The 20,916-nt window shown below is 67.9% G+C and carries 13 protein-coding genes and 2 pseudogenes; 4 read left to right on the plus strand and 11 right to left on the minus strand.

The genetic code is table 11. The features are described 5' to 3' along the window. Nucleotides 1-255, minus strand: a pseudogene (locus BN4348_RS45815) (HNH endonuclease); the annotation flags it as partial. 132 nt (nt 256-387) lie between these two features. On the opposite strand from BN4348_RS45815, the gene BN4348_RS45820 reads away from it, so the two are divergent. Further along, nucleotides 388-777, plus strand: a complete 390-nt coding sequence (locus tag BN4348_RS45820) for a globin (protein WP_066914235.1) — start codon at nt 388-390, stop codon at nt 775-777. Nucleotides 778-798: 21 nt separating this feature from the next. Continuing rightward, complete coding sequence (locus BN4348_RS45825) at nt 799-2,367, plus strand: glycoside hydrolase family 13 protein (protein WP_066914237.1); 1,569 nt, start codon at nt 799-801, stop codon at nt 2,365-2,367. A gap of 13 nt (nt 2,368-2,380) precedes the next feature. Here BN4348_RS45825 and BN4348_RS45830 read toward each other — a convergent pair whose 3' ends face one another. The 5 genes from BN4348_RS45830 to BN4348_RS45850 all read right to left on the minus strand — a co-directional run bounded on the left by BN4348_RS45830 (nt 2,381) and on the right by BN4348_RS45850 (nt 10,613). Further along, nucleotides 2,381-3,052 (minus strand): hypothetical protein, encoded by a 672-nt coding sequence (locus BN4348_RS45830; protein ID WP_066914239.1) that lies wholly within the window; start codon nt 3,050-3,052, stop codon nt 2,381-2,383. Continuing rightward, nucleotides 3,037-3,453: an acyl-CoA thioesterase gene (locus BN4348_RS45835; protein WP_066914241.1), complete on the minus strand. Its 417-nt coding sequence runs from the start codon at nt 3,451-3,453 to the stop codon at nt 3,037-3,039. Before BN4348_RS45835 ends, BN4348_RS45830 begins: the two co-directional genes overlap by 16 nt. After that, complete coding sequence (locus tag BN4348_RS45840) at nt 3,450-8,297, minus strand: NAD-glutamate dehydrogenase (RefSeq protein ID WP_066914243.1); 4,848 nt, start codon at nt 8,295-8,297, stop codon at nt 3,450-3,452. The genes BN4348_RS45835 and BN4348_RS45840 overlap by 4 nt, the downstream gene beginning before the upstream one ends. A 76-nt stretch (nt 8,298-8,373) precedes the next feature. Further along, nucleotides 8,374-10,050, minus strand: a complete 1,677-nt coding sequence (gene ettA, locus BN4348_RS45845) for an energy-dependent translational throttle protein EttA (protein ID WP_066914245.1) — start codon at nt 10,048-10,050, stop codon at nt 8,374-8,376. Nucleotides 10,051-10,130: 80 nt separating this feature from the next. Next, entirely contained in the window at nt 10,131-10,613 is a 483-nt protein-coding gene (locus BN4348_RS45850) for a single-stranded DNA-binding protein (RefSeq protein WP_066914247.1), read from the minus strand. A 362-nt stretch (nt 10,614-10,975) separates the two neighbouring features. Here BN4348_RS45850 and BN4348_RS45855 point away from each other — a divergent pair, with 362 nt between their 5' ends. Both BN4348_RS45855 and BN4348_RS45860 read left to right on the plus strand, forming a co-directional pair. Beyond that, nucleotides 10,976-11,206 carry a helix-turn-helix domain-containing protein gene (locus tag BN4348_RS45855; protein WP_235852760.1) on the plus strand — a complete coding sequence of 77 codons (231 nt, stop codon included), beginning with the start codon at nt 10,976-10,978 and terminating at the stop codon, nt 11,204-11,206. After that, nucleotides 11,196-12,497: a type II toxin-antitoxin system HipA family toxin gene (locus tag BN4348_RS45860; protein WP_066914252.1), complete on the plus strand. Its 1,302-nt coding sequence runs from the start codon at nt 11,196-11,198 to the stop codon at nt 12,495-12,497. The genes BN4348_RS45855 and BN4348_RS45860 overlap by 11 nt, the downstream gene beginning before the upstream one ends. Nucleotides 12,498-12,567: 70 nt before the next feature. Here BN4348_RS45860 and BN4348_RS45865 read toward each other — a convergent pair whose 3' ends face one another. The 5 genes and pseudogenes from BN4348_RS45865 to BN4348_RS45885 all read right to left on the minus strand — a co-directional run bounded on the left by BN4348_RS45865 (nt 12,568) and on the right by BN4348_RS45885 (nt 20,704). Continuing rightward, the gene (locus tag BN4348_RS45865) at nt 12,568-13,350 is read right to left on the minus strand and encodes a PhzF family phenazine biosynthesis protein (RefSeq protein ID WP_066914254.1); all 783 of its coding nucleotides are present in this window, start codon (nt 13,348-13,350) and stop codon (nt 12,568-12,570) included. Nucleotides 13,351-13,525: 175 nt separating this feature from the next. Next, nucleotides 13,526-15,559: a cytochrome c oxidase assembly protein gene (locus BN4348_RS45870; RefSeq protein WP_066914256.1), complete on the minus strand. Its 2,034-nt coding sequence runs from the start codon at nt 15,557-15,559 to the stop codon at nt 13,526-13,528. Between the two features lie 27 nt (nt 15,560-15,586). Then, complete coding sequence (locus tag BN4348_RS45875; protein ID WP_066914258.1) at nt 15,587-17,938, minus strand: glycerol-3-phosphate 1-O-acyltransferase; 2,352 nt, start codon at nt 17,936-17,938, stop codon at nt 15,587-15,589. Next, nucleotides 17,935-19,587, minus strand: a complete 1,653-nt coding sequence (locus tag BN4348_RS45880) for an HAD-IB family hydrolase (protein WP_276002771.1) — start codon at nt 19,585-19,587, stop codon at nt 17,935-17,937. The genes BN4348_RS45875 and BN4348_RS45880 overlap by 4 nt, the downstream gene beginning before the upstream one ends. 41 nt (nt 19,588-19,628) lie before the next feature. Next, a pseudogene (locus BN4348_RS45885) lies at nt 19,629-20,704 on the minus strand (wax ester/triacylglycerol synthase domain-containing protein). Nucleotides 20,705-20,916 lie beyond the last annotated feature (212 nt).

Here is a 20,916-nt window from a genome sequence, read left to right on the forward strand (position 1 = left end):
CCCCGGGTCGTGGGGCCCCACGTCGGCCTTCCCGCAGATCCCCATGACGATGGCCCGCCGCATGGGCAGCGCGGTCAGCGGCTCGTACGTGGAATTCAGCAGCAGCACCCGCCGGCGGCTCCAGATCGAGGCGCTCTCGTGGCGGGTGGGCGGATGGGTTTCGACGCTATGCAGGCACGACGCGGTTGGGGGCCCGGTCAACCCTGCCGCGGCACCGGAACTGCGGTGGCTGCGGCGTCTCTTGCCATGCGCCATAGATCCTCCGCGGATAGTCCACCATGATTCGCGACCAAACGCACCCTTATTGCTGGTGCGCGCCGTGTCTTTCCGGTGAACAGCAGGGTAGGCCCGGCCTTGCCGCCGAGGCCATGCACCACAATGGAGGCAATGGATCAGGTGAGCTTTTACGACGCTGTCGGCGGTGCCGAAACCTTCAACGCGATCGTGTCGCGGTTTTACGCGCAGGTCCCGGAGGACGAGATTCTCAGTCAGCTGTATCCCGCGGACGACCTCGCTGGCGCCGAGGAGCGGCTGCGGATGTTCCTCGAGCAGTACTGGGGCGGCCCGCGCACCTACTCCGACCGGCGCGGGCATCCGCGGCTGCGGATGCGGCACGCGCCGTTCCGGATCACCCCCATCGAGCGCGACGCCTGGCTGCGGTGCATGCACACCGCGGTCGCTTCCATCGATTCGCAAACCCTGGACGACGAGCATCGGCGCGAGTTGCTCGACTATCTGGAGATGGCCGCCCACTCGCTGGTCAATTCATCCTTCTGATTGCTAACCGAACGGAGCAGTATGAGCCACGAGCCGTGGTGGTCAAGCGCGATCTTCTACCAGGTCTATCCGCGGTCGTTCGCCGACAGCGACGGTGACGGGATCGGCGACCTCGACGGGCTGACCGCCCGGCTGGAACACCTGACGTACCTGGGTGTCGACGCGATCTGGCTCAACCCCGTGACCGTCTCGCCGATGGCCGACCACGGCTACGACGTGGCGGACCCGCGCGACATCGACCCGGTGTTCGGCGGGATGGCCGCCATCGAGCGATTGATCGCGGCCGCACATCAGCGGGGCATCAAGGTCACCATGGACGTGGTGCCCAACCACAGCAGTTCGCAGCACCCCTGGTTTCAGGCGGCGCTGGCTGCCGGCCCGGGCACCGATGCGAGGGAGCGCTACTACTTTCGCGACGGCCGCGGTCCCCTCGGCGAGCTGCCCCCGAACAACTGGACGTCGGTGTTCGGCGGGCCGGCCTGGACGCGGATCGTCGAGCCGGACGGCAATCCCGGCCAGTGGTATCTGCATCTGTTCGACGCCGAGCAGCCGGACCTGAACTGGGAACATCCCGAGGTCTTCGACGACTTCGAGAAGACGCTGCGCTTCTGGCTGGAACGCGGCGTGGACGGCTTCCGCATCGACGTCGCACACGGGATGGCCAAGCCGTCCGACCTACCCGACGCGAAGGACGACATCAAGGTGCTGAGCCACAGCGATGACGATCCGCGTTTCAACCACCCGAGCGTGCATGAGATCCACCGCGGCATCCGCGCGATCGTCGACGACTATCCGGGGGCGGTGACCATCGGCGAGGTGTGGGTCATGGACAACGCCCGCTGGGCCGAGTATCTGCGGGCCGACGAGCTGCATCTGGGCTTCAACTTCCGGCTGACGAAGATCGACTTCGACGCCACCGCAATTCACGACGCGATCGACAACTCGCTGGCCGCAACCGCCCTCGAGAACGCCACCCCCACGTGGACGCTGTCCAACCACGACGTGGGCCGCGAGGTCACCCGGTACGGCGGCGGCGAGGCCGGGCTGCGCCGGGCGCGGGCCATGGCGATGGTGATGCTCGCCCTGCCGGGCGCGGTGTTCGTCTACAACGGTGAGGAATTGGGGCTGCCCGACGTCCTGGACCTGCCCGAGGAGGTGCTGCAGGACCCGACGTGGGAGCGTTCAGGGCACACCGAACGCGGCCGCGACAAGTGCCGCGTCCCGATTCCGTGGTCGGGTGAGGCGCCGCCGTTCGGGTTCTCAACCACTGCCGATACCTGGCTGCCGATGCCCGCGGACTGGGCGGCGCTGACCGTCGAAAAGCAGCGCGACGACCCCGACTCGACGCTGTCGTTCTTTCGGCGGGCGCTGAAAATGCGCAGGGAGCGAACCGAATTCGCCGGTGACGGCCTGGATTGGCAGGCGGCGACGCGCGGCACCCTGATATTCCGGCGCCGCGGCGGGGGCCTGGTGTGTGCCCTGAATGCCGGCCGCCGCGCGATGACGTTGCCACCGGGAGAGCTCATCTTGGCCAGCGCGCCGTTGGTTGACGGCAAGCTGCCGCCCGACGCGGCGGCCTGGCTGGTCTGACCTTTCAAACCTGTCAGCGCAACACCAGCGCCGCGTGAGCGCGGCGCCGGTACACCGAGCCGAACCGAGCGTCGACCCGCAGCCACGACGGCGATATCCGCACCCGCACCAGCTCGTCGGCGGCGGCGCCCTCGGCGGGCGACTGCGGCAGGAAACCCATTGCGGTCAAGGCGAACACGCAGCGCATCGGGAGCCCGACGCTGACATCGGCCGAGCTGACCCGGATGACCTCCTGGTCGAGCAGCGAGACCGGCGGGCCGTGCGAGCTGCCGCGCTCCTTGGCGAGTCGCGCACCGCGCTGCGCCAGGTCCAGCAGCACCTGGGCCGGCAGGTCTTCGAGGTGGGTGAACCCCGTTTCGGGGGGCAGCGCGCCCCGCCACGCCGAGTCCATCGCGAAGCCCGGATCGACGTAACCCGAGGCGTCCGCCGCCGACAGGCCACGCGCCAGCGCGTCCGCGGCCACAGACAAATCGTCGGGTCGCACCCTGCCGACGACCACGCGGCTGGCCAGCACGTCGAAACCCGTTGCCACCCAAGCGGTCAGCAGCCCGGCCGACCGGGCCCGCAACCGGATGACCGCGGCGTCGTCCAGGCGCATCGCGTGATCGACGAACGTGGCCAGGTCCCCGCGGTGCGCGGCGTCGCGCAACCACAGTCCGCGCTCGGCCGTTATTCCCGCAGCCATCGTTGCAAATACTCCCGATGGTGCGGCGAGAGTCGCACCAGCCGCTGCTCCTCGATATGGACGGCGGCCAACTGCGTCTCGGCGATGACGGCGGGCTTCGACGCCGGGTCGGCATTGACCGACCGCACGTCGTAGCCCAGCGTGAAGTCCACCGCCCGCACCTTTTTGGTCCAGATGGTCACCTGCAGAGGCGAATCGGTCAGCCGCAGCTGCCCCAGATAGGTGACCCGCACGTCGGCGATCAGCAGCCCGATGGTCGTGATGTCGGCGGCGAACGGCTCCTGGAGGAACAGCACCCGCGCCTCCTCGAGGATGGTGACCATGGTGGCGTGATTGATGTGCTGGTACATGTCGATGTCCGACCAGCGCACCGGCACCGGCGCGACGTACCCGACGCTCAACTCGACGATCCCCGTCCGCTGGTGCGGGTCATGCGGCGAATCTGCCGGGCCGCCACCGACAGCGTCGCCAGATCCTTTGCGCCGCTTTCCTGAATCTCGCTGAGCGTGCGACGCGCCCGTTCCACCCGCGACGCGCTCATCTGTTCCCACTCACCGATCTTCTCCTCGCCGCTTTCGTCGGGCTCCCCCACGGCGAGCACGTCGAAGGTCAGCGACCGCAGCGAGGCGTAGATGTCGTCACGAATCGCCAAGCGCGCCAACGATTGCCAGCGGTCGTGCCGGGGTAGCTCGGACACCGCCGTCAGCAGGCCGTCGGTGCCGAGCCGGTCCATCAGGGCGAAATAGGTGTCCGCGACGTCGGCGGTCTCGATCTCGGTGATGTCGCCGACGTCGATGATGTCGAGCAGGCTGAAGCGATACAGCCCCGCGGCGACCAGGTACGCCAGGTCTTCCGGGGTGCCCTCCGACGCGAATTCAGCCGCCTCCTTTTCGACGATCGCCTTGTCGTCGCCGCGCAGCCACTGCGACATGCGTGGCGTGAGTTCCTTGACCTTTGCGGCGAACCGGTTGATTTCGGCGCCCACGGCCAGCGGCTGCGGACGGTAGTTGAGCAGCCAGCGGCCGGCGCGGTCGATCAGCCGCCGGGTATCCAGCGTGAGGCGGTCCGACAGCGCCACGGGTATGTCCGCCGCGCGGATGCTCCGCCAGATCTCGCTCACCCCGAAGATGGCGTCGGTGGCGACGTAGGTGCGCACCGCGTCGATCGGGCCGACGCCGACGTCTTCGGTGATCCGGAACGCATAGCTGATGCCCGCCGCGTCGACCAGATCGTTGATCAGCATGGTGGTGACGATCTCCCGGCGCAGCTGGTGGGTCCGGATCTCCGGGGTGAACCGTTGGCGCAGCGGCCTCGGGAAGTACAGCGGCAGCCGGGACGCGAACACGTCCTGCTCCGGCAGCTCGGTGGTGAGCATGTCCTCCTTGAGCGCCAGCTTGACGTGGGCCATCAGGGTGCACAGCTCCGGGGAGGTGAGCCCGATGCCGACGTCGGTGCGCCGGTGGATCTCCTTCTCCGACGGCAACGCCTCTAACTCCCGGTTGAGGCCGCGCTCCTCCAGGTACTTGATCTGCATCGCGTGCACCGGCAGCAGGCTGGCCGCGTTGGCGCGGCTGGTGCCGATCAGGTCGTTCTGGTCCTCGTTGTCTTGGAGCACCAGGGCCGCGACCTCGTCGGTCATCGACTCCAGCAGCTCCTTGCGCTCCCCCGCCTTGACCTTGCCCGCCGTGACCAGCGAGTCGATCAGGATCTTGATGTTGACCTCGTGGTCGGAACAGTCCACGCCGGCGGAGTTGTCCATCGCGTCGGTGTTGATGCGCCCGCCCGACAGATCGAACTCGACGCGCCCCAGCGCGGTCACCCCGAGGTTGCCGCCCTCGCCGATCACCTTGGCGCGCAACTGGTTTGCGTTCACCCGCACCGGGTCGTTGGCGCGGTCGCCCACGTCGGCATCCGACTCCGATTCGGCCTTGATGTAGGTGCCGATGCCGCCGTTGAACAACAGGTCGACCGGCGCCTGCAGGATGGCCTTGATCAGGTCGGGCGGCGACATTTCGGTGGCGTCCTCTTCCGCCCCGTGGATGCCGAGGGCGTCGCGGACCTGGGGGCTGACCGGAATCGCCTTGTGCTCACGGCTGTACACCCCGCCGCCCTCGCTGATCAGCGACTTGTCGTAGTCGTCCCAGCTGGACCGCGGCAGCTCGAACATCCGCTTGCGCTCGCGCCACGACGACGCCGCATCGGGGTCGGGGTCGAGGAAGATGTGCCGGTGGTCGAACGCGGCGAGCAGCCTGATGTGCTCGCTGAGCAGCATGCCGTTGCCGAACACGTCGCCGCTCATGTCGCCGACGCCGACGACGGTGAAGTCCTCGGTCTGGGTGTCGACGCCCATCTCCCGGAAGTGGCGCTTGACGGCCTCCCACGCGCCCTTGGCGGTGATGCCCATGGCCTTGTGGTCGTAGCCCACCGATCCGCCGGACGCGAACGCGTCGCCAAGCCAGAACCCGTAGGACTTGGCGACGTCGTTGGCGATGTCGGAGAACGTGGCGGTGCCCTTGTCCGCGGCCACCACCAGGTAGGCGTCGTCGCCGTCGCGGCGTATCACCTCCGGGGGCGGACTGACCTTCTTCGTTGCGTGATCGACGTTGTCGGTGACGTCGAGGAGCCCCGAGATGAACAGCTGATAGCAGGCGACGCCCTCGGAACGGCTGGCGTCGCGGTCGGCGGCGGCCTCACCGGTGGGCAGCGGCGGCCGCTTGACGACGAAGCCGCCCTTGGCCCCGACCGGCACGATGACGGCGTTCTTCACGGCTTGCGCCTTGACCAGGCCCAGGATCTCGGTGCGGAAATCGTCGCGGCGGTCCGACCACCGCAGGCCGCCGCGCGCCACCGGGCCGAACCGCAGGTGCACGCCTTCCACCCGGGGCGAATACACGAAGATCTCGTACTTCGGCCGCGGCAGCGGAAGCTCGTCGATCAGCTGCGCATCCAGCTTGAGCGCCAACACATTACGGGCCCGGGCCGAACCCTCGCGCGTCACGAAGTAATTGGTGCGCAAGGTGGCCTGAACCAGCGATGCGAACGCCCGCAGGATGCGGTCGGTGTCCAGGCTCACCAACGCATCGATGTCCGCGGCGACCGCGGCGGCGGCCGCCTGCGCGTCACGGCTGGTCGGCGACCCCGCGGAAAAAGAAGCCCTGGGGTCGAACAGCGCCTCGAACAACGTGACCAGTGACCGCACCGTCGACGGGTGGTCGTTGAGCACCGATTCGATGTAGGACTGGCTGTACGGAAAACCGGCCTGCCGCAAGTATTTCGCGTAGGCGCGCATGAGGACGACCTGCTGCCAGGTCAGCCTCGCCCGCATCACCAGCTCGTTGAACCGGTCGATCTCGACGCGGCCCTGCCAGATGGCGGTGACCGCATCGGCGAATCGCTCTGCGGTGGAGTTACGTTCGGCCGCCGACGTCGCAAACGGGATCGTCGGATGCGGCTGGATCTTGAACTGGTAGATCCACACCGGCAACCCGTCCGGCCGGCTGACGGTGAACGGCCGCTCCTCGAGCACGACGACGCCCATGCTCTGCAGCATCGGCAGCAGCTGGCTGAGCGACGCGGTGTGCCCGCCGAGGAACCAGGTCAGCTGGGCGGCGCCGTCCTCGCCACGGTCGGAGAACACCAACTTGACCGAATCATCGGACAGCTCATTGATGATCGCGATGTGCTCGATGGCGTCGCCGGGTGTGACGGCCTGCTTGTAGACCTCGGAGAAGGCGGTGGCGTAGTGCTCGGCGTCGTCGTGCGCGGGTGTGCCCACCGCGGTGGCGGCGATCAGGCGGTCTCCCCAGGTTCGCGCCGCCTCGCTCACCAGCCCTTGAATTCGGACGCGGGTGTCTTCCGAAACATCGACCGGAGCATCGGATTCGGGCAATCGAACCATGAAATGCATGAGCGCCCAAGGCGATTCGCTGACCCGAGCGGTGAACTCCAGCCGTGTGCCACCGAACTCGCGGACCAGGATGTCTTCGATCTGCAACCGCACCGGTGTGGTGTAGCGGTCGCGGGGCACGTAGACCAGGCACGAGACGAAGTATTGGAGCCGGTCGGCGCGCAGGAACAGCAGCGCGCGCCGCTGGGATCCCAGATCCACCACCGCCTTGGCCATCGCCAACAGCCGTTCGGCGCTGAGCGTGAACAACTCCGAGCGCGGGACGGTCTGGATGACGTCGAGCAGCAGCTGACCCGGGTGGATGGGGTCGTCGTCGGCCATCGTGAGCGCTTCGCGGACCCGGCGCGAGATCATCGGGATTTCCAGGACGTCGGCGTTCATGGCGGCGACAGTGAACAGTCCGACCAGGCGGTGCTCGATGACAGCGCCCTCAGCGCCGTATTCACGAACGGCGATCGCGTACGGGTAGGCGCCGTAGCGCAGATAACTGCCGACGACGGACTGCGCCAAGACCAGCAGGTGGTCGTCGTCGGTCAACCGGGGCCGCGAGCCGGTGCGCGTGCGCAACACCCCGAGGCCGGGTGAGCCGTCCGGGGAAACCAGGCTGTCGTGCACCCGGCAGCGCTGGTAGCCCAGCAGCAGGAAGTTTCCGTTGCCCAGCCAGCGCAGCAGCTCCGCGACGTCCTCGCGGTCCGGTGCCGCATAGCGGTCGTCGGCGTTGGCCTCGACGGCGGCTTCCAGATCGCCCAGGGCGGTGATCATCGCCGCGGCGTCGGTGGCGACCTGCTCGACGTCGGTCAGCACCTTGGGCAGCAGCCGCTCCACCTCGGCGAGGGCCTTTCCGTCGACCGACGGCGACAGAGGGACGTATATCCAGGCCTCGCCGTCGAATTGCGACGTGCCGGGCGCTTTGGGTTCGACGCTGAGCAGGTCCCCGTTCGAATCCCGACGGACGTCGAAGACCGGGGTCATGATGCCCCCGTATCCGACGCCGAGCCGGTGCAGCAGCACCGTGACGGAGTCCAGCAGCATGCTGCCGTGGGCGGTGACGACCTGCAGCGCGGGCCCGAATCCGTCGGGGTCGTCGGCCGGGTGGACGCACACGCAGCTTCCGCGTTCCGGGCGGCACTCACCGAGCCGATAGTGTGCCCGCAGCATGGCGGGGGTCACCAGGGCCGCGGGGTCGACGTGATCGGATCCCGAGGCGCCCGGTTCGTCGCCGCGCGGACCGCGATAGCTCTCGATGTAGGCGTTCGCGATCCAGTCGGGAACGTCGTCACGCTTGCTGAACGTCGTCCACGGCTTGAAGTCCTGCTTGGCACCGGGATCGATCGACATGCCGATTGCTCCCAACTCGCATCGTCGCGGGGCTGTGCGTCTGGTCGCCCCGCCGCTTAGCGGGGCAGCCCCGACATTAGTCGCGGGTCAGCTTGCGGTGGGTCACTCTGTGCGGCCTGGCGGCATCGACGCCGAGCCGTTCCACCTTGTTTTCCTCGTACGCGCCGAAGTTGCCCTCGAACCAGAACCACTTGGCCTCGTTGTCCTCATCGCCCTCCCAGGCCAGGATGTGCGTGCACGTGCGGTCGAGGAACCAGCGGTCGTGCGAAATCACCACGGCGCAACCGGGAAACTTCTCCAGCGCGTTCTCCAGCGAGCTCAGCGTCTCGACGTCCAGGTCGTTGGTCGGCTCGTCGAGCAGGATGAGGTTGCCGCCCTCCTTCAGTGTGAGCGCGAGGTTCAGCCGGTTGCGCTCGCCGCCGGACAGCACACCGGCCGGCTTCTGCTGGTCGGGACCTTTGAAACCGAACGCCGACACGTAGGCCCGCGACGGGATCTCGTTCTGGCCGACCTCGATGTAGTCCAGCCCGTCGGAGACCACTTCCCACACGGTTCTCTTGGGGTCGATCCCGGAGCGGGTCTGGTCCACGTAGCTCAACTTGACGGTCTCCCCGACCTTGACCGTGCCGCTGTCCGGCTGCTCGAGCCCGACGATGGTTTTGAACAGCGTGGTCTTGCCGACCCCGTTGGGGCCGATGACCCCGACGATGCCGTTGCGCGGCAGGGTGAACGACAGGTCCTTGATCAGGGTGCGACCGTCGTAGCCCTTGTCGAGGTGCTGCACCTCGACGACGACGTTGCCCAGCCGCGGCCCGACCGGGATCTGGATTTCCTCGAAGTCGAGCTTGCGCGTCTTCTCGGCCTCGGCGGCCATCTCCTCGTAGCGCTGCAGGCGGGCCTTGCTCTTGGCCTGGCGCGCCTTGGCCCCGGACCGGACCCAGGCCAGCTCCTCGGTCAGCCGCTTTTGCAGCTTGGCGTCCTTGCGGCCCTGCACCGAAAGCCGCTCGGCCTTCTTCTCCAGGTAGGTCGAGTAGTTGCCCTCGTAGGGGTAGGCGCGGCCGCGGTCGAGCTCGAGGATCCACTCGGCGACGTTGTCCAGGAAGTACCGGTCGTGGGTCACCGCCAGGATGGCGCCGGGGTAGGCGGCCAGGTGCTGCTCGAGCCACTGCACGCTTTCGGCGTCCAGGTGGTTGGTCGGCTCGTCGAGCAGCAGCAGGTCCGGCTTGGACAGCAACAGCTTGCACAGCGCCACGCGGCGGCGCTCCCCGCCGGACAGGTTGGTGACCGGCTCGTCGGGCGGCGGGCAGCGCAGCGCGTCCATCGCCTGCTCCAGCTGGGAGTCGAGGTCCCACGCGTCGGCGTGGTCCAGCTCCTCCTGCAGCCGGCCCATCTCCTCCATCAGCTCGTCGGAGTAGTCGGTGGCCATCAACTCGGCGACCTCGTTGAAGCGGTCGAGTTTGACCTTGATTTCGCCCAGGCCCTCTTCGACGTTGCCGCGGACCGTCTTCTCCTCGTTCAGCGGCGGCTCCTGCTGCAGGATGCCGACGGTGGCATCGGTGGCCAGGAAGGCTTCGCCGTTGTTGGGCTTGTCCAGACCGGCCATGATCCGCAAGACGCTCGACTTGCCGGCGCCGTTGGGTCCGACGACACCGATCTTGGCGCCCGGGAAGAAGCTCAACGTGACGTCGTCCAGGATCACCTTGTCGCCGTGCGCCTTGCGGACCTTCTTCATCGTGTAGATGAACTCAGCCATGCCGCGGTTGTGCCTTTCTGATCTTTGAGAGAGTTCTCGCGGACCATCCTAGGCATCGCGCGGGAGGCCGGATCCCGCAGCTAAGCCGACAGCGGCAGCGGCCCCGTTTCGGCGGACTCGGCGCCGTCGCCCGCGTCGGCGTCCTCACCGGCGCCGTCGGGCGCATCCGTCCCGGGCGTGGTGGCGTCGGCGGCGGTCGGGCCGGTGTAGCCCGGCCGCTCGATGCGCACGATCGCGCGCGACACATCGGGCCCGACGGAGGTCGCACGCATCTCCAGCGACGAGCGGCGGTTGCCGTCACGGTCTTCGTACTCGCTGGTGTACACGTGGCCCACCACGATCACCGGTGCCCCCTTGCCCAACGCGGCGCCCACGCCGGTGACGAGCTTGCCCCAGCAATTGACGTTGATGAACAGCGAGTTGCCCGGCTCCCAGCCGCCGTCGGCCGTTCGCCGCCGGGAATTGCTGGCGACGCGGAACTTGATGACCTCCTGGGTGCCGACCTGTCGGCGGTCGGGGTTGTTGACGATGTGGCCGACCACGGTCAGCGGGGTTTCGAACATTGACTGATCCCTTCTTCGGTTTCATTTCTCTATTGGCACGGTGACCGCGTCACCGCCCTATCCGGTCGCCATTTAGCTCGGCGCCACCGACGGACTCCGCATTGAAACGACCTCCAACCCGCTGCCCCTGTGGAGGAAACCGTGACTGTGGATCGGTCCGCCAGGCCGGCCGGTGCGATCCCGCGCGCCATGACAAGGCACAGGTGACAGTGGGCTGGGTCAGTGACGAAGGCACGCCAGATCCGCCACGATAGACGTGCTACATATTTCGATCATCAGGGCACTGCTCTGCGATGCTCGAAATATTGATCATTTAGGCGTATGGGTCGTATGATCGAAATATGCATCATTCTGTCCCGCTCGTGTACGACACCGTCGAATTCGGCGAAGGCCTGCGGCGCGCGCGCCAGGCGCGGGGCTTTCAACAGGGTGAGCTCGCTGACCGTATCGGAGTCAGTCGTATGACCATCTCCCGTCTTGAGCGCGGGGAATCTGTCAGCGTCGACATTGCGCTGCGCGCGCTATCGGAGTGCGGGATCGCGCTCGCGCTCGTGCCGAAGTTTTCTCGGGTGATGGTGAACGATGGCACGTAGGGCACTCGACGTTTGGTTGCACGGCGTGCATATCGCGAGGCTGACCGAGCCACGCCGATTTCGCCTGCGGCTGGAATTCACCGACGAGGCGCTCGACACCTTCGGCGAGGGGAGCCGGGTCCTCTCTTTGGCTTTGCCCGTCTCGCCACGGCCAATCCAAGACAGGAACGGCGCGCTGCAGGTGTCGGCGTTCATCGAAGGTCTTTTGCCGGAGGGCAACCTGCGCCGTCACATCGCCACAGAAGCCGGCGTACCCGTCAACGACACGATGATGCTGTTAGAACGGGTCGGCGCGGAGTGCGCGGGCGCTGTCCAGATTCTCGCCGCGGAAGCAACGCCCGGTGCCGGTCACGTCCGCCGGTTGACCAGGCAGGAGGTCGACAGTCTTATCGCGGACCTGCCGACCTACCACCTGCCCGAAGGCGCCACGCCGCAGGCATCGCTAGCCGGCATTCAGGACAAAGTGCTGTTGGTGGCTCTCCCCGACGGCGGATGGGGCTGGCCTGAAGCCGGCGCGGCCTCAACTCGCATCATCAAGCCCGAGCCACTCGGCGGCGCCGTGAAGCATCTCATTCAGACGGAAGACTGGGCACTACGAGTGGCGCGGGGAATGGACATCAATGCCGCGGAGTCGCGTTTGGAGCGGTTCGAAGGGCGCGAGGCCATCGTCGTTGTCCGGTATGACCGAAGCCCCGAAGGCTACCGCCTGCATCAGGAGGATTTCTGTCAAGCGCTGGGTCTCGATCCTCAGGCCAAGTACGAGAGCACCGGCGAAGCAGTCCGTTTGGGGTCGAGGCTACGTCGCATAGCGCGCGCGGCCGCACCCAGGACGCTGAACCCCGACGGGTTTAGGTTGATGTTGCTGCAGGCTGTGACATTTAACGTCGTGATTGGTAACGCTGACGCTCACTCCAAAAATTATTCAGTGATGATCAGTCGCGATGGAAGCGTGTCACTGGCTCCGATCTATGATGCCGCCCCAGTGAGGTACCTGGACCCCGCATTCAAGAGCACGGGCCATGTGATCAACGGTAAGACGAGGATCGACAACATCGATGTCGATGACCTGGCCGCAGAAGCCGCATCTTGGGGCATGGGGGTGCGCCGCGCACGCGCGGCGGTGCGGTCATGCATGGAGCGCGTATACAGCTCGGTCGAACGCGTCCCGCTTCCGCCGGGGGCCGAGTCGGTCAAGTCGAACCTCGATCAATTGTGGACCCGATGCTTGTGGCCGACAGCGTCTTTGACACCCGGAGATCCTGACTCCACCCTGGACGACTCTGGCTCGTAACAACCGCTTACACCGTCTCGCCGTCCTGGTTCCGGGCGCGTTTCCCTCAAACCGAGCCAGCCTAAGTTGCTCAGATCGCCAGCTCGCCGCGGCTGATGGTGACCGCGCGACCGGTCAGGTCAACCCGGCCCTCGCGCAGTCGCAGGTCGATGCGCCCACCGCGAGGCGACACTTGCAGGCCGGTCAAGGCGGTCTTGCCCAGTTTCTTCGACCAGTAGGCCCCGAGAGTGCAATGTGCGGACGCAGTCACTGGATCCTCATCGATACCGGCAGCGGGCGCGAAGAAGCGGGATACGAAGTCGCCGTCGGCCCCGCCGCCCGCGGTGACGATGAGACCGCGGGCCTCCAGGGCGGCCACCGCCGCCAGATCGGGGACCAGCGCGCGCACGACTTGGGGGGACTCCAGCTCTGCGAGCAGGTCGAGCCGTCCGCGCGCCGCCTTGCGCGGCGTAACGCCAAGTGCCGCAACAAGCTTTGGCGATACCGGCGCGGGATGAAGACTGTCGGCGGGGAAGTCAAGCGTGATTCGTCGACCGCGTTCCTGGCGTGCGCGCAGGACGCCTCCACAAGTAGTGAACTCGAGAGTGTCTCCCCGCTCGCCGGCCTCCCACACGATGTGTGCGGCGGCCAAGGTGCCGCTGCCGCACAATGCCAGTTCCGTTCGCGGGCTGAACCACCGTAGTTCCCACTGCGGCCGAGCGCGACGGACAAATGCGGTGGCGGGCAGGTTGAACTCGGCCGCCAACTGTTGGAGCCACTCCGTCTCTGGCCATCCTGAGTCGAGCACACAGACGGCAGCGGGGGCCCCGGCGAATGGCCGGTCAGCAAAGCAGTCCACCGTGTAGATGCGCATCAACCAATCTTGGACGACGACTGCTCGGTGGCAGGTGTGGCGCCTGGACCACCCCTGCGTGCGCACCAGGTAGCTGCACCGTCGCGGCCGCACCCATCGTCTCGCCAACGAGGTCGCGTCACGGCGCGCGAGCGTAACCCCGGTGCGAAAATTCCCTGGGGATTTCGCAGTGGCGTTACGCTCGCGGGCTACCGCTACGCCCCGGCGTTTTCCCTCGCGCCAGTTCGGCCAGCATCGCGTTGTAGGCGGTCAGCTCGGCGTCGTCGTCGAGTTCGGCCGCCCGGTCCAGCCGCCGGGCGGTGCGCCGGTCGCTGCGCGCCCACTGCACCAGCAGCGCGATCATCACGATCACCAGCGGCACTTCGCCTGCGGCCCAAGCGATTCCACCGCCCAATCGCTGGTCGCCGATCAGATCGGTGTGCCAGGCCAGGCCCAACGAGCGGTAGTAGTCGCCGCCGAGCACCTGTCGGGTTCCCATCAGCACCACGCCGAAGAACGCGTGCAGCGGCAGCGACGCGAAAACCACGCCGACCTTGGCCAGCGGCGGGATGGGACGCGGTGTCGGATCCACCCCGATGACGATCCAATAGAACAGGTAGCCGCTGAGCAGGAAGTGCACGTTCATCGCCAGATGCCCGGCGTGGCTGCTCACGGCGGTGTCGAAGAGGTTGGACAGGTACAGCCCGTAGAAGCCGGCGACGAACAGCGCGGTCGCAACCACCGGGTTGGTCAGGAACCGCGACAGGCGGCTGTGCAGCGCTGCCAGCAGCCATTCCCGCATGCCGGGCGGATCGCCGCGGCCGGCCGCGGGCAGCGCCCGCAGCGCCAGGGTGACCGGGGCGCCCAGCACCAGCAGGATCGGGACCAGCATCGACAGGCCCATGTGGGCGATCATGTGCACGCTGAACATCGCCGGCATGTAGCGCCCGACGCCCGACGAGGTCACGAACAGCAATGCCAGGCAGCCCAGCAGCCAGGCCACGGTCCGCCCCGGCGGCCAGCGGTCGCCGCGGCGGCGCAGCCGCACCACCCCCGCCACGTACAGCGCGGCGAGGACGATGGCCGCGGTGCCGAAGATCAGGTCGAAGCGCCAGTCGAACAGGATCCGCGCCACGGTGGGCGGGCCGTCGAAGTCGTAGCCGATCTCGGCTTCGGGAATCGTGGGCAACCGGGCCGGGGGCGGCGGCGGTGCCGTCCGACCCAGCCCGACGGCGATGCCAAAGGTGAGGCCGAACACCGCGGCCTCGATCAGCGCCAGTCTGATCAGCGCCTTGCGCGCGCCCGACGCTCTCACGTCGGCCTGCAACGCAGCCACCGCGGAGCGCCGCTGGCGCCACCCAAGTACTCCCAGCGTGCACAGCGCGACGAACTTGGCGACCACCAGCCGCCCGTAGCCTGTGGTCAACAGGTCGGACGGCAGCCCCCGCACCAGCGCGTTGACCGATCCGCTGAGCGCCATCGCAACCCAGCACCACAGCGCCACCATCGAGAACCGCCGCGCCGCCAGCCCGGTGTGGTCGCCGTTGCGCAGCGCGTGGGCGAGCAGCGCGAGCAGACCGCCCGCCCACAGGCTGGCGGCGACGAGGTGGATCAGCAGGCTGTTGGTCGCCAGGTCGTGCGAGCCGCCGGCCGACGAGTGGCCGGTCAGGCCGAGCGGAATCAAAGTCACCACCGACGCGGCGAGCAGCGCCGGCGTCCACGACCAGCGCAGCACCGACCGGCTCGCCACAGTGACCAGCGCGGCCAAGATCGCGGTCCAGCGCCAGGCCGAGGCGGTGTTGACCAGGCCGGCCAACGACCAGATCGCGCCCGGGTCGAGGTCGGCCAGCCGGTGACCGGAGACGTCGGAGATGGTCAGCGGGACCAGCAGAGCGGCACACACCGCCCACGCGCCTGAGGCCACCGCCCCGACGCGGACCGCGCGGTATCCGTCGGCGTCGAGAACCCCGCTGGTTTGCGGCGGGACCAGGAACGCCGCGAAGAGAAACGACCCGACGGCCACGACCGCGGCGATCTCCCCCGCCGCCCGGACAAACGGCAACCCCAGCGTGGTTGCCGGGCCCGGATCGGGCAACCCGGTCGCCGCGAGCGCTTCCGCCAGCGAGAGCGCGCCGATTCCGGCGGCGGTGCAGCCCGCCAGCACGGCGACGCCGATCAGCAGCGGCCCCACCAACGCGCGGCGCGCGGCTACCGGCTGATCGACCGTCATGCCCCCAGCGTATTGGGCGCACCGCGCCTACCGAGTCTGGCTGTCCAGACGCGCTTTGGCCTCGCGGGCGACGAACTGATTCCGCGCGATCCGCCCGACGTAGTCGGAATCATGCAAGATGTCCCGCATTTCCCGCCGGAAGGCGGTCCGCCTGTCGGCGAGATCGTCGGCGGGTTCGATCAAATCCTGGTCGACCACCACCTGATACGCGGTGGCGAACAGCAGCGTCGAAACCGATTCGCTGCTACGGACGCGGGTCTGGGCGACATGCTGCCGACCCACCCCGAGGGCCATCGACGTCAACTCCTTTTGGGCGACACCTGCCGGCGCGTCGCGCAACACGTCGGCGACGATCTCGTACGCCTCGAAGAACACCCGCAACATGGCGTCCGACATCAACGGGCGCTTGGCGAACAGCATCGCCTCGATCTCGTCACCGCCGGCGGCGACGTGTGCCTCCCAGTCGTCGTGCCAGGTCATCTCTTCGGCGATGTGGTCCCGGAACGTCGCGGAGTCGGCGAAATAGAAATCGAACTTCAGCAGGTCCCGCAGCCGCATCGCCTGCGTCCAGAACGCCTCGACGCGATCGCCCTCCGCTCGTCTGGCGTAGGCAAGCGCGAGTTCGACAATCGAGGTCTCCAGGAAGGCGTGGATCACCGAATTCCGGTAGAACGCCGCGGCGTGTTGGTCGTTGGGCCCGATGAGCCACACCGGCTCCCGGCCGCCGTCGACCCGGGTGATGGGGTGCCCGTTGGACAGCGTGTCGACGGCGGCGAGCACCCCGTCGCGGGTGCGCAGCCGCAACGCGCTCGTCGACATCGGGTTGTGCTTGCGCTCGAGATAGTCGAGCGAGTCCTGCAGGGTGTGGTGCAGCTGGCCGAGCGTCAGCGCCGCGCCGCGGGTGGTCAGCAGCAGCGCGCACACCAAGCCCGTCGCCGTCACCGGCGTCGCCTGCAAGATCCGCCACGCCACCTCGAAAGACATCTTGTGCAGCGCAAGCCGTTTGGCGTCCGGATCTTGCGCAAGCGGACCGTGCGGCGGTCCGAGGTACTGGCGCATGGAGACCGCCTCGGGGAAGCGGACATAGATCTTGCCGTAGTTGCGTTCGCCCTGCGCCCTGATGAAGTTGTAGAGCCAGACGACGCCTTCCGGCGTCTTCTCGCCGCCGCGGGCGTAGGCCGCGTATTCGGCGGTCTCGTGCAGCTGGTCGAATCCGATCGAAACCGGCTGCAGCAGGATGTCTTCGCTGCGGCCGTCCAGGTACGCGTCGGCCACATACGACAGCAGACCGAGCTTGGGCGGCAACATCTTTCCGGTCCGCGAGCGCGTCCCTTCGATGGACCAGCTCAGGTTGAAACGTTTCTCGACGATGTAGCCGACGTACTCGCGCAGCACGTACTTGTAGAGCGGGTCGCTGCCGATGTTGCGGCGGATGAAGATGACGCCGGAGCGGCGCAGCAGCGGCCCCATCACCCCGAACGACAGGTTGATGCCGGCGAACACGTGCACCGGCGGGAGCCGGTTCTCCTGCATCGCCACCGGCACCACCGCGCCGTCGATGTAGGAGCGGTGCGAGAACAGCAGCACCGCGGGATGGGTCTCCAGCGCGGCACGCATCGCCGCGATTTGATAAGCGTCGTAGTCGATGTCGGGGTCGAACCCTCGGCTGAGCGCCCGGCCGAGGACGCCGACAAGGTCGACGGACACCCGGCTCCAGCCGGTGGCGAGTTCGTCGAGCATCTTGGCGGCTTCCTCGACGGTGGCGCCCGGGATCCTTCTCAGGCCCGCGCGAAACCGCGTGGACGCCAAGATCTCCGGCTTGACCAGCCGCGGCGACTTGTATTGCGGCCCGAGGATTCGGTATTCGGCGCGTTCCAGCGCCAGGATGGCGCGCCGGCTGACGAAATGCGCGAAGTCGTGCTTGTGGTCGCCGACGGTGGTGTCGCGCCACTGCTGGCGCAGTTCGGAGACCTTGGCGGGCTCGCCGGCCACCACCCGCGCGCGTTGCGGGTCGTCGCGCACGATCTGTCGTTGCTGACGTTGGTTGGGGTGGTAGGGATCCTGGCCGGGAAGCAACCCGGCCAACTGGGCGAGCCTGCCGCGCTGGGCCGGCGGCAGCCAGAACACCCGCACCGGCACGACCGACCGGTCGTCGTTCGATTCGGACTCGAGCCGTTCGGCAAGCTCGGAAAGCGCCGTCGGCGCCGCCTCCGGTTGTGGCAGCGTCAACACCTCGAACGTGGCCTCCGGGTTGCCAGCGCGCTGCTGGCGCACCCAGGCCGTGACCAGCTCCCTTTCCACCGGCGAGGTCATGGACGCCAATATCAGCGAATCTTGGGCGGCGAGGATTGCGCTGATATCCGCGGCCGGTTTGGTCACGGCCGCCCTCGAGGCTGTTGCACCTCACCGTCTTTCAGCGCGACTTCGGACGCGTTCGGGCTCGCCTTCGCCGGCTTTGCCTTGGGTGCGGCCTTCTTGGTGGCCGCCTTTTTGGCGGGCGCTTTCTTCACGGCCGCTTTCTTCGCGAGGGCTGCGGCTTTTTTCGGGGCCTTCGTCGCCGCCTTCTTCTCGGCGTACAGATCGACCTCGGGCAGCTCGTCGACCGGCCAGTCGGCCAGCGTGTCCAGATACAGCTGCCGCACCTGCGCGATGCGCTCCGGCAGGTTCTCAATCGTCCAGTCCCGCACCGAAATCGGCGGGAACACCGCGATGTCGACCGTGCCGGGGTTGACGACGGTGGAGTTTCGGGCGGCGACGATCTCGGCGTTGCGGATGACGATCGGGACGATCGGGATTCCGGCCGCCATCGCCAGGCGGAACGGACCCTTTTTGAACGGCCCGACTTCGGTGGTGTCCACCCGGGTGCCCTCCGGGGCGATGACGATCGACAGCCCCTTGCGGGCCCGGTCTTCGACCTCGTGCATCGTCTCCACCGCCGCGGCGGGATCGTCCCGGTCGATGAACACGCCGTCGAGGAGCTTGCCGAGCGTGCCCATGATCGGGTCTTTCTGCAGCTCCTTCTTGCCCACGCCGATCCAGTTGTCGCGCACCAGCGCGCCGGCAATGACCGGGTCAACCTGATTGCGGTGGTTGAAGATGAAGACCGCGGGACGCTGCGCGTTGAGGTTCTCCTCGCCGATGACGTTGAGCTGCACCCCGGCGATCGCCAGCGACAGCTGCGAGAAGGTGGAGGTGAAGAAGTTCACGCCGCGCCGCCGGCTGCGGGTGAGCACGCCGATCCCCACCGCGACGGCGGCGACCGGGAACATCGAGCCGAAGCCGGCGAGCGTTCGGATCTGCCGCCGCAGCCCGAGGCGGCCCCGGCTGTCGAACCGCAGGATCGGCCAGCCGCGGCGCTTGGCCACGGCGGCCATCTTCCCTTCGGGGTTGGTCGGCCTGGGATTGCCGACCAGGTACATCAGGGCGACGTCCTCGTCGCCGTCGGCGTAGAAGTAGCTGTCCTTGAGGTCGATGCCGTTCTCGGCCGCAAAGCGTTGCACGGCAGCGGCTTTGCCCGGCCCCCACAGGATCGGCTTCTGCACGCCGCCGGTGAGCATCCCGTCCTCGTTGGTCTCGAACTTGTTGGTGAGCATGTTGGAGATGCCGAGGAAGCGCGCCACGGGGTTGACCTGGATGGTCAGCGCCGAGGAGCTGAGCACCACGGTGTGGCCGCGGGCCACGTGGGCCCGCACCAGCTCGCGCATTTCCGGATAGATCCGCGACTCGATCCGTTGGACGAACAGCCGCTCGCCGATCTCCTCCAGGTCGTCGAGCAGCCGCCCGGCCAGCGCCGCGGCGGCCTTGCCGATGAGGTCTTCGAATTCGATGCGGCCCAGGGTGTGGCTCAGGCCGGCCTGCACCATGCTGAGCAGCTCACCCACCCCCATGTCGCGGCGCAGCAGCCGCTCCTGGGTCAGGATGACGGCGGTGAAGCCGGCGACCAGCGTCCCGTCCAGATCGAAGAACGCACCGATCTTCGGCCCCGGTGGGCTGGCCATGATCTCGGCCACCGAGCCGGGCAGCCGCATGTCCTCCCCCGGCTTTGGGGTGCCGCGCTCCTGTGCGGCGCTCACGAGCCCGCGACCGATCGCGACGAAACGGCCGGTTCGGTGAACGAGGCGGGCACCGCGCGGGGCGCCGGGTCGCCGGCCAGCGCCAGGATCTCGTCGAAGCCCTCCAGCAGGCATTGGGCGAACAACGCCTCGTTGCGCACGGCCGCCCTGTCGTAGCGCACGGTGATCGTGCACCAGCCGCCGCGGGAGATCAGCACCACCATCATCGCGACGCCGGGTAGCGGACCGATCCCGTACTGGCGCAACACCTTTGCGCCGGCGATATAGGTGTCGCCGGGATAGACCGGGACGTTGCTGGCCTGCACGTCCGAGCCGATGACCGAGCCGGTGAGGCCCTCCAGCACCGCCGTGGGCAACACGCTCAACACCGGGGCGATCGATCCGATGATGTTCATGGCCGGCTCGTCACGNGGGGACCGCGCCCGGCCTTGCCGCCCGCCGACACCGCCCCCGCCACGGCGCCGACGACGCCGTTGACGACGGCGAACGGCAGGCGATTGATGCCCTGCCGCATCAGGTCGTTCGGTGTCAGGTCCTGCGGAACGGGTAGCGGGGGCGTCGGCCGGGGCGGCGGGTCGCGCTCGAGGTCGTAGATCTCGGCGAACATCTCGACGCCGCCGACGCCGTCGGTGACCGCGTGGCTGACGTGCAGCAGCGTCGCGGCCTTGCCGTCGGCGAGGCCCTCCACCAACGTGGCCGTCCACAGCGGCCGCGAGATGTCCATCGGAGACTGCAGGATCACCTCGGCGAGGTCGAACACCTCGCGCAGCGTTCCCGAGCCGGACACGCGCACCCGGCGCACGTGGAAGTCCAGGTTGAAGTCGGCGTCGACCACCCAACGCGGGGACGCGGTGGGCAGCGTCGGCACCACGACCTTCTGCCGCAGCCGCAGCACCCGCCGCGAGGCGTTTTCGAATCGGGTGCGAAACCGGTCCCAGTCCGGCGTCGAATCGAGTAGTTCGAGCGCCATGATCCCCGACCGGGTGCGGGGATTCGCTTCACCCCGATGCATCAGATAATCGACGGGTCCGAGCTCGTCGGACAACTTAACGGCCCCGACGGACTCAGCCATGATGAACTCGACGCGCCAACGTTGTCACCGCCGACCAAGCCTCCTGCCTCGGAGCCGCGAACCGGATTGCAAACCCAACGCTAGTCGGGATGCCGCGGCGGTGAAAGGCGCGATCCGCCGCGCGAAACTTGGCGCCCGCTCAGCTAGCGGACGTTGCCGGCACCGGCACCGAATCCATCAGCGGGTAGGCGCGGCGCCCGTAGACGACGCCG

This window comes from Mycobacterium interjectum (assembly GCF_900078675.2).
GTDB classification, from domain to species: Bacteria; Actinomycetota; Actinomycetes; order Mycobacteriales; family Mycobacteriaceae; genus Mycobacterium; species Mycobacterium interjectum.

Bases quoted from the DNA above. Each gene is read 5' to 3' on its own strand.
- BN4348_RS45860 (WP_066914252.1), top strand. From the start codon at position 11,196: ATGGCACGTAGGGCACTCGACGTTTGGTTGCACGGCGTGCATATCGCG.
- BN4348_RS45820 (WP_066914235.1), top strand. From the start codon at position 388: ATGGATCAGGTGAGCTTTTACGACGCTGTCGGCGGTGCCGAAACCTTC.
- BN4348_RS45865 (WP_066914254.1), bottom strand. From the start codon at position 13,350: ATGCGCATCTACACGGTGGACTGCTTTGCTGACCGGCCATTCGCCGGG.
- ettA (WP_066914245.1), bottom strand. From the start codon at position 10,050: ATGGCTGAGTTCATCTACACGATGAAGAAGGTCCGCAAGGCGCACGGC.
- BN4348_RS45850 (WP_066914247.1), bottom strand. From the start codon at position 10,613: ATGTTCGAAACCCCGCTGACCGTGGTCGGCCACATCGTCAACAACCCC.
- BN4348_RS45870 (WP_066914256.1), bottom strand. From the start codon at position 15,559: ATGACGGTCGATCAGCCGGTAGCCGCGCGCCGCGCGTTGGTGGGGCCG.
- BN4348_RS45880 (WP_276002771.1), bottom strand. From the start codon at position 19,587: ATGCGGCTGCCCGGCTCGGTGGCCGAGATCATGGCCAGCCCACCGGGG.
- BN4348_RS45830 (WP_066914239.1), bottom strand. From the start codon at position 3,052: ATGGCTGCGGGAATAACGGCCGAGCGCGGACTGTGGTTGCGCGACGCC.
- BN4348_RS45825 (WP_066914237.1), top strand. From the start codon at position 799: ATGAGCCACGAGCCGTGGTGGTCAAGCGCGATCTTCTACCAGGTCTAT.
- BN4348_RS45840 (WP_066914243.1), bottom strand. From the start codon at position 8,297: ATGTCGATCGATCCCGGTGCCAAGCAGGACTTCAAGCCGTGGACGACG.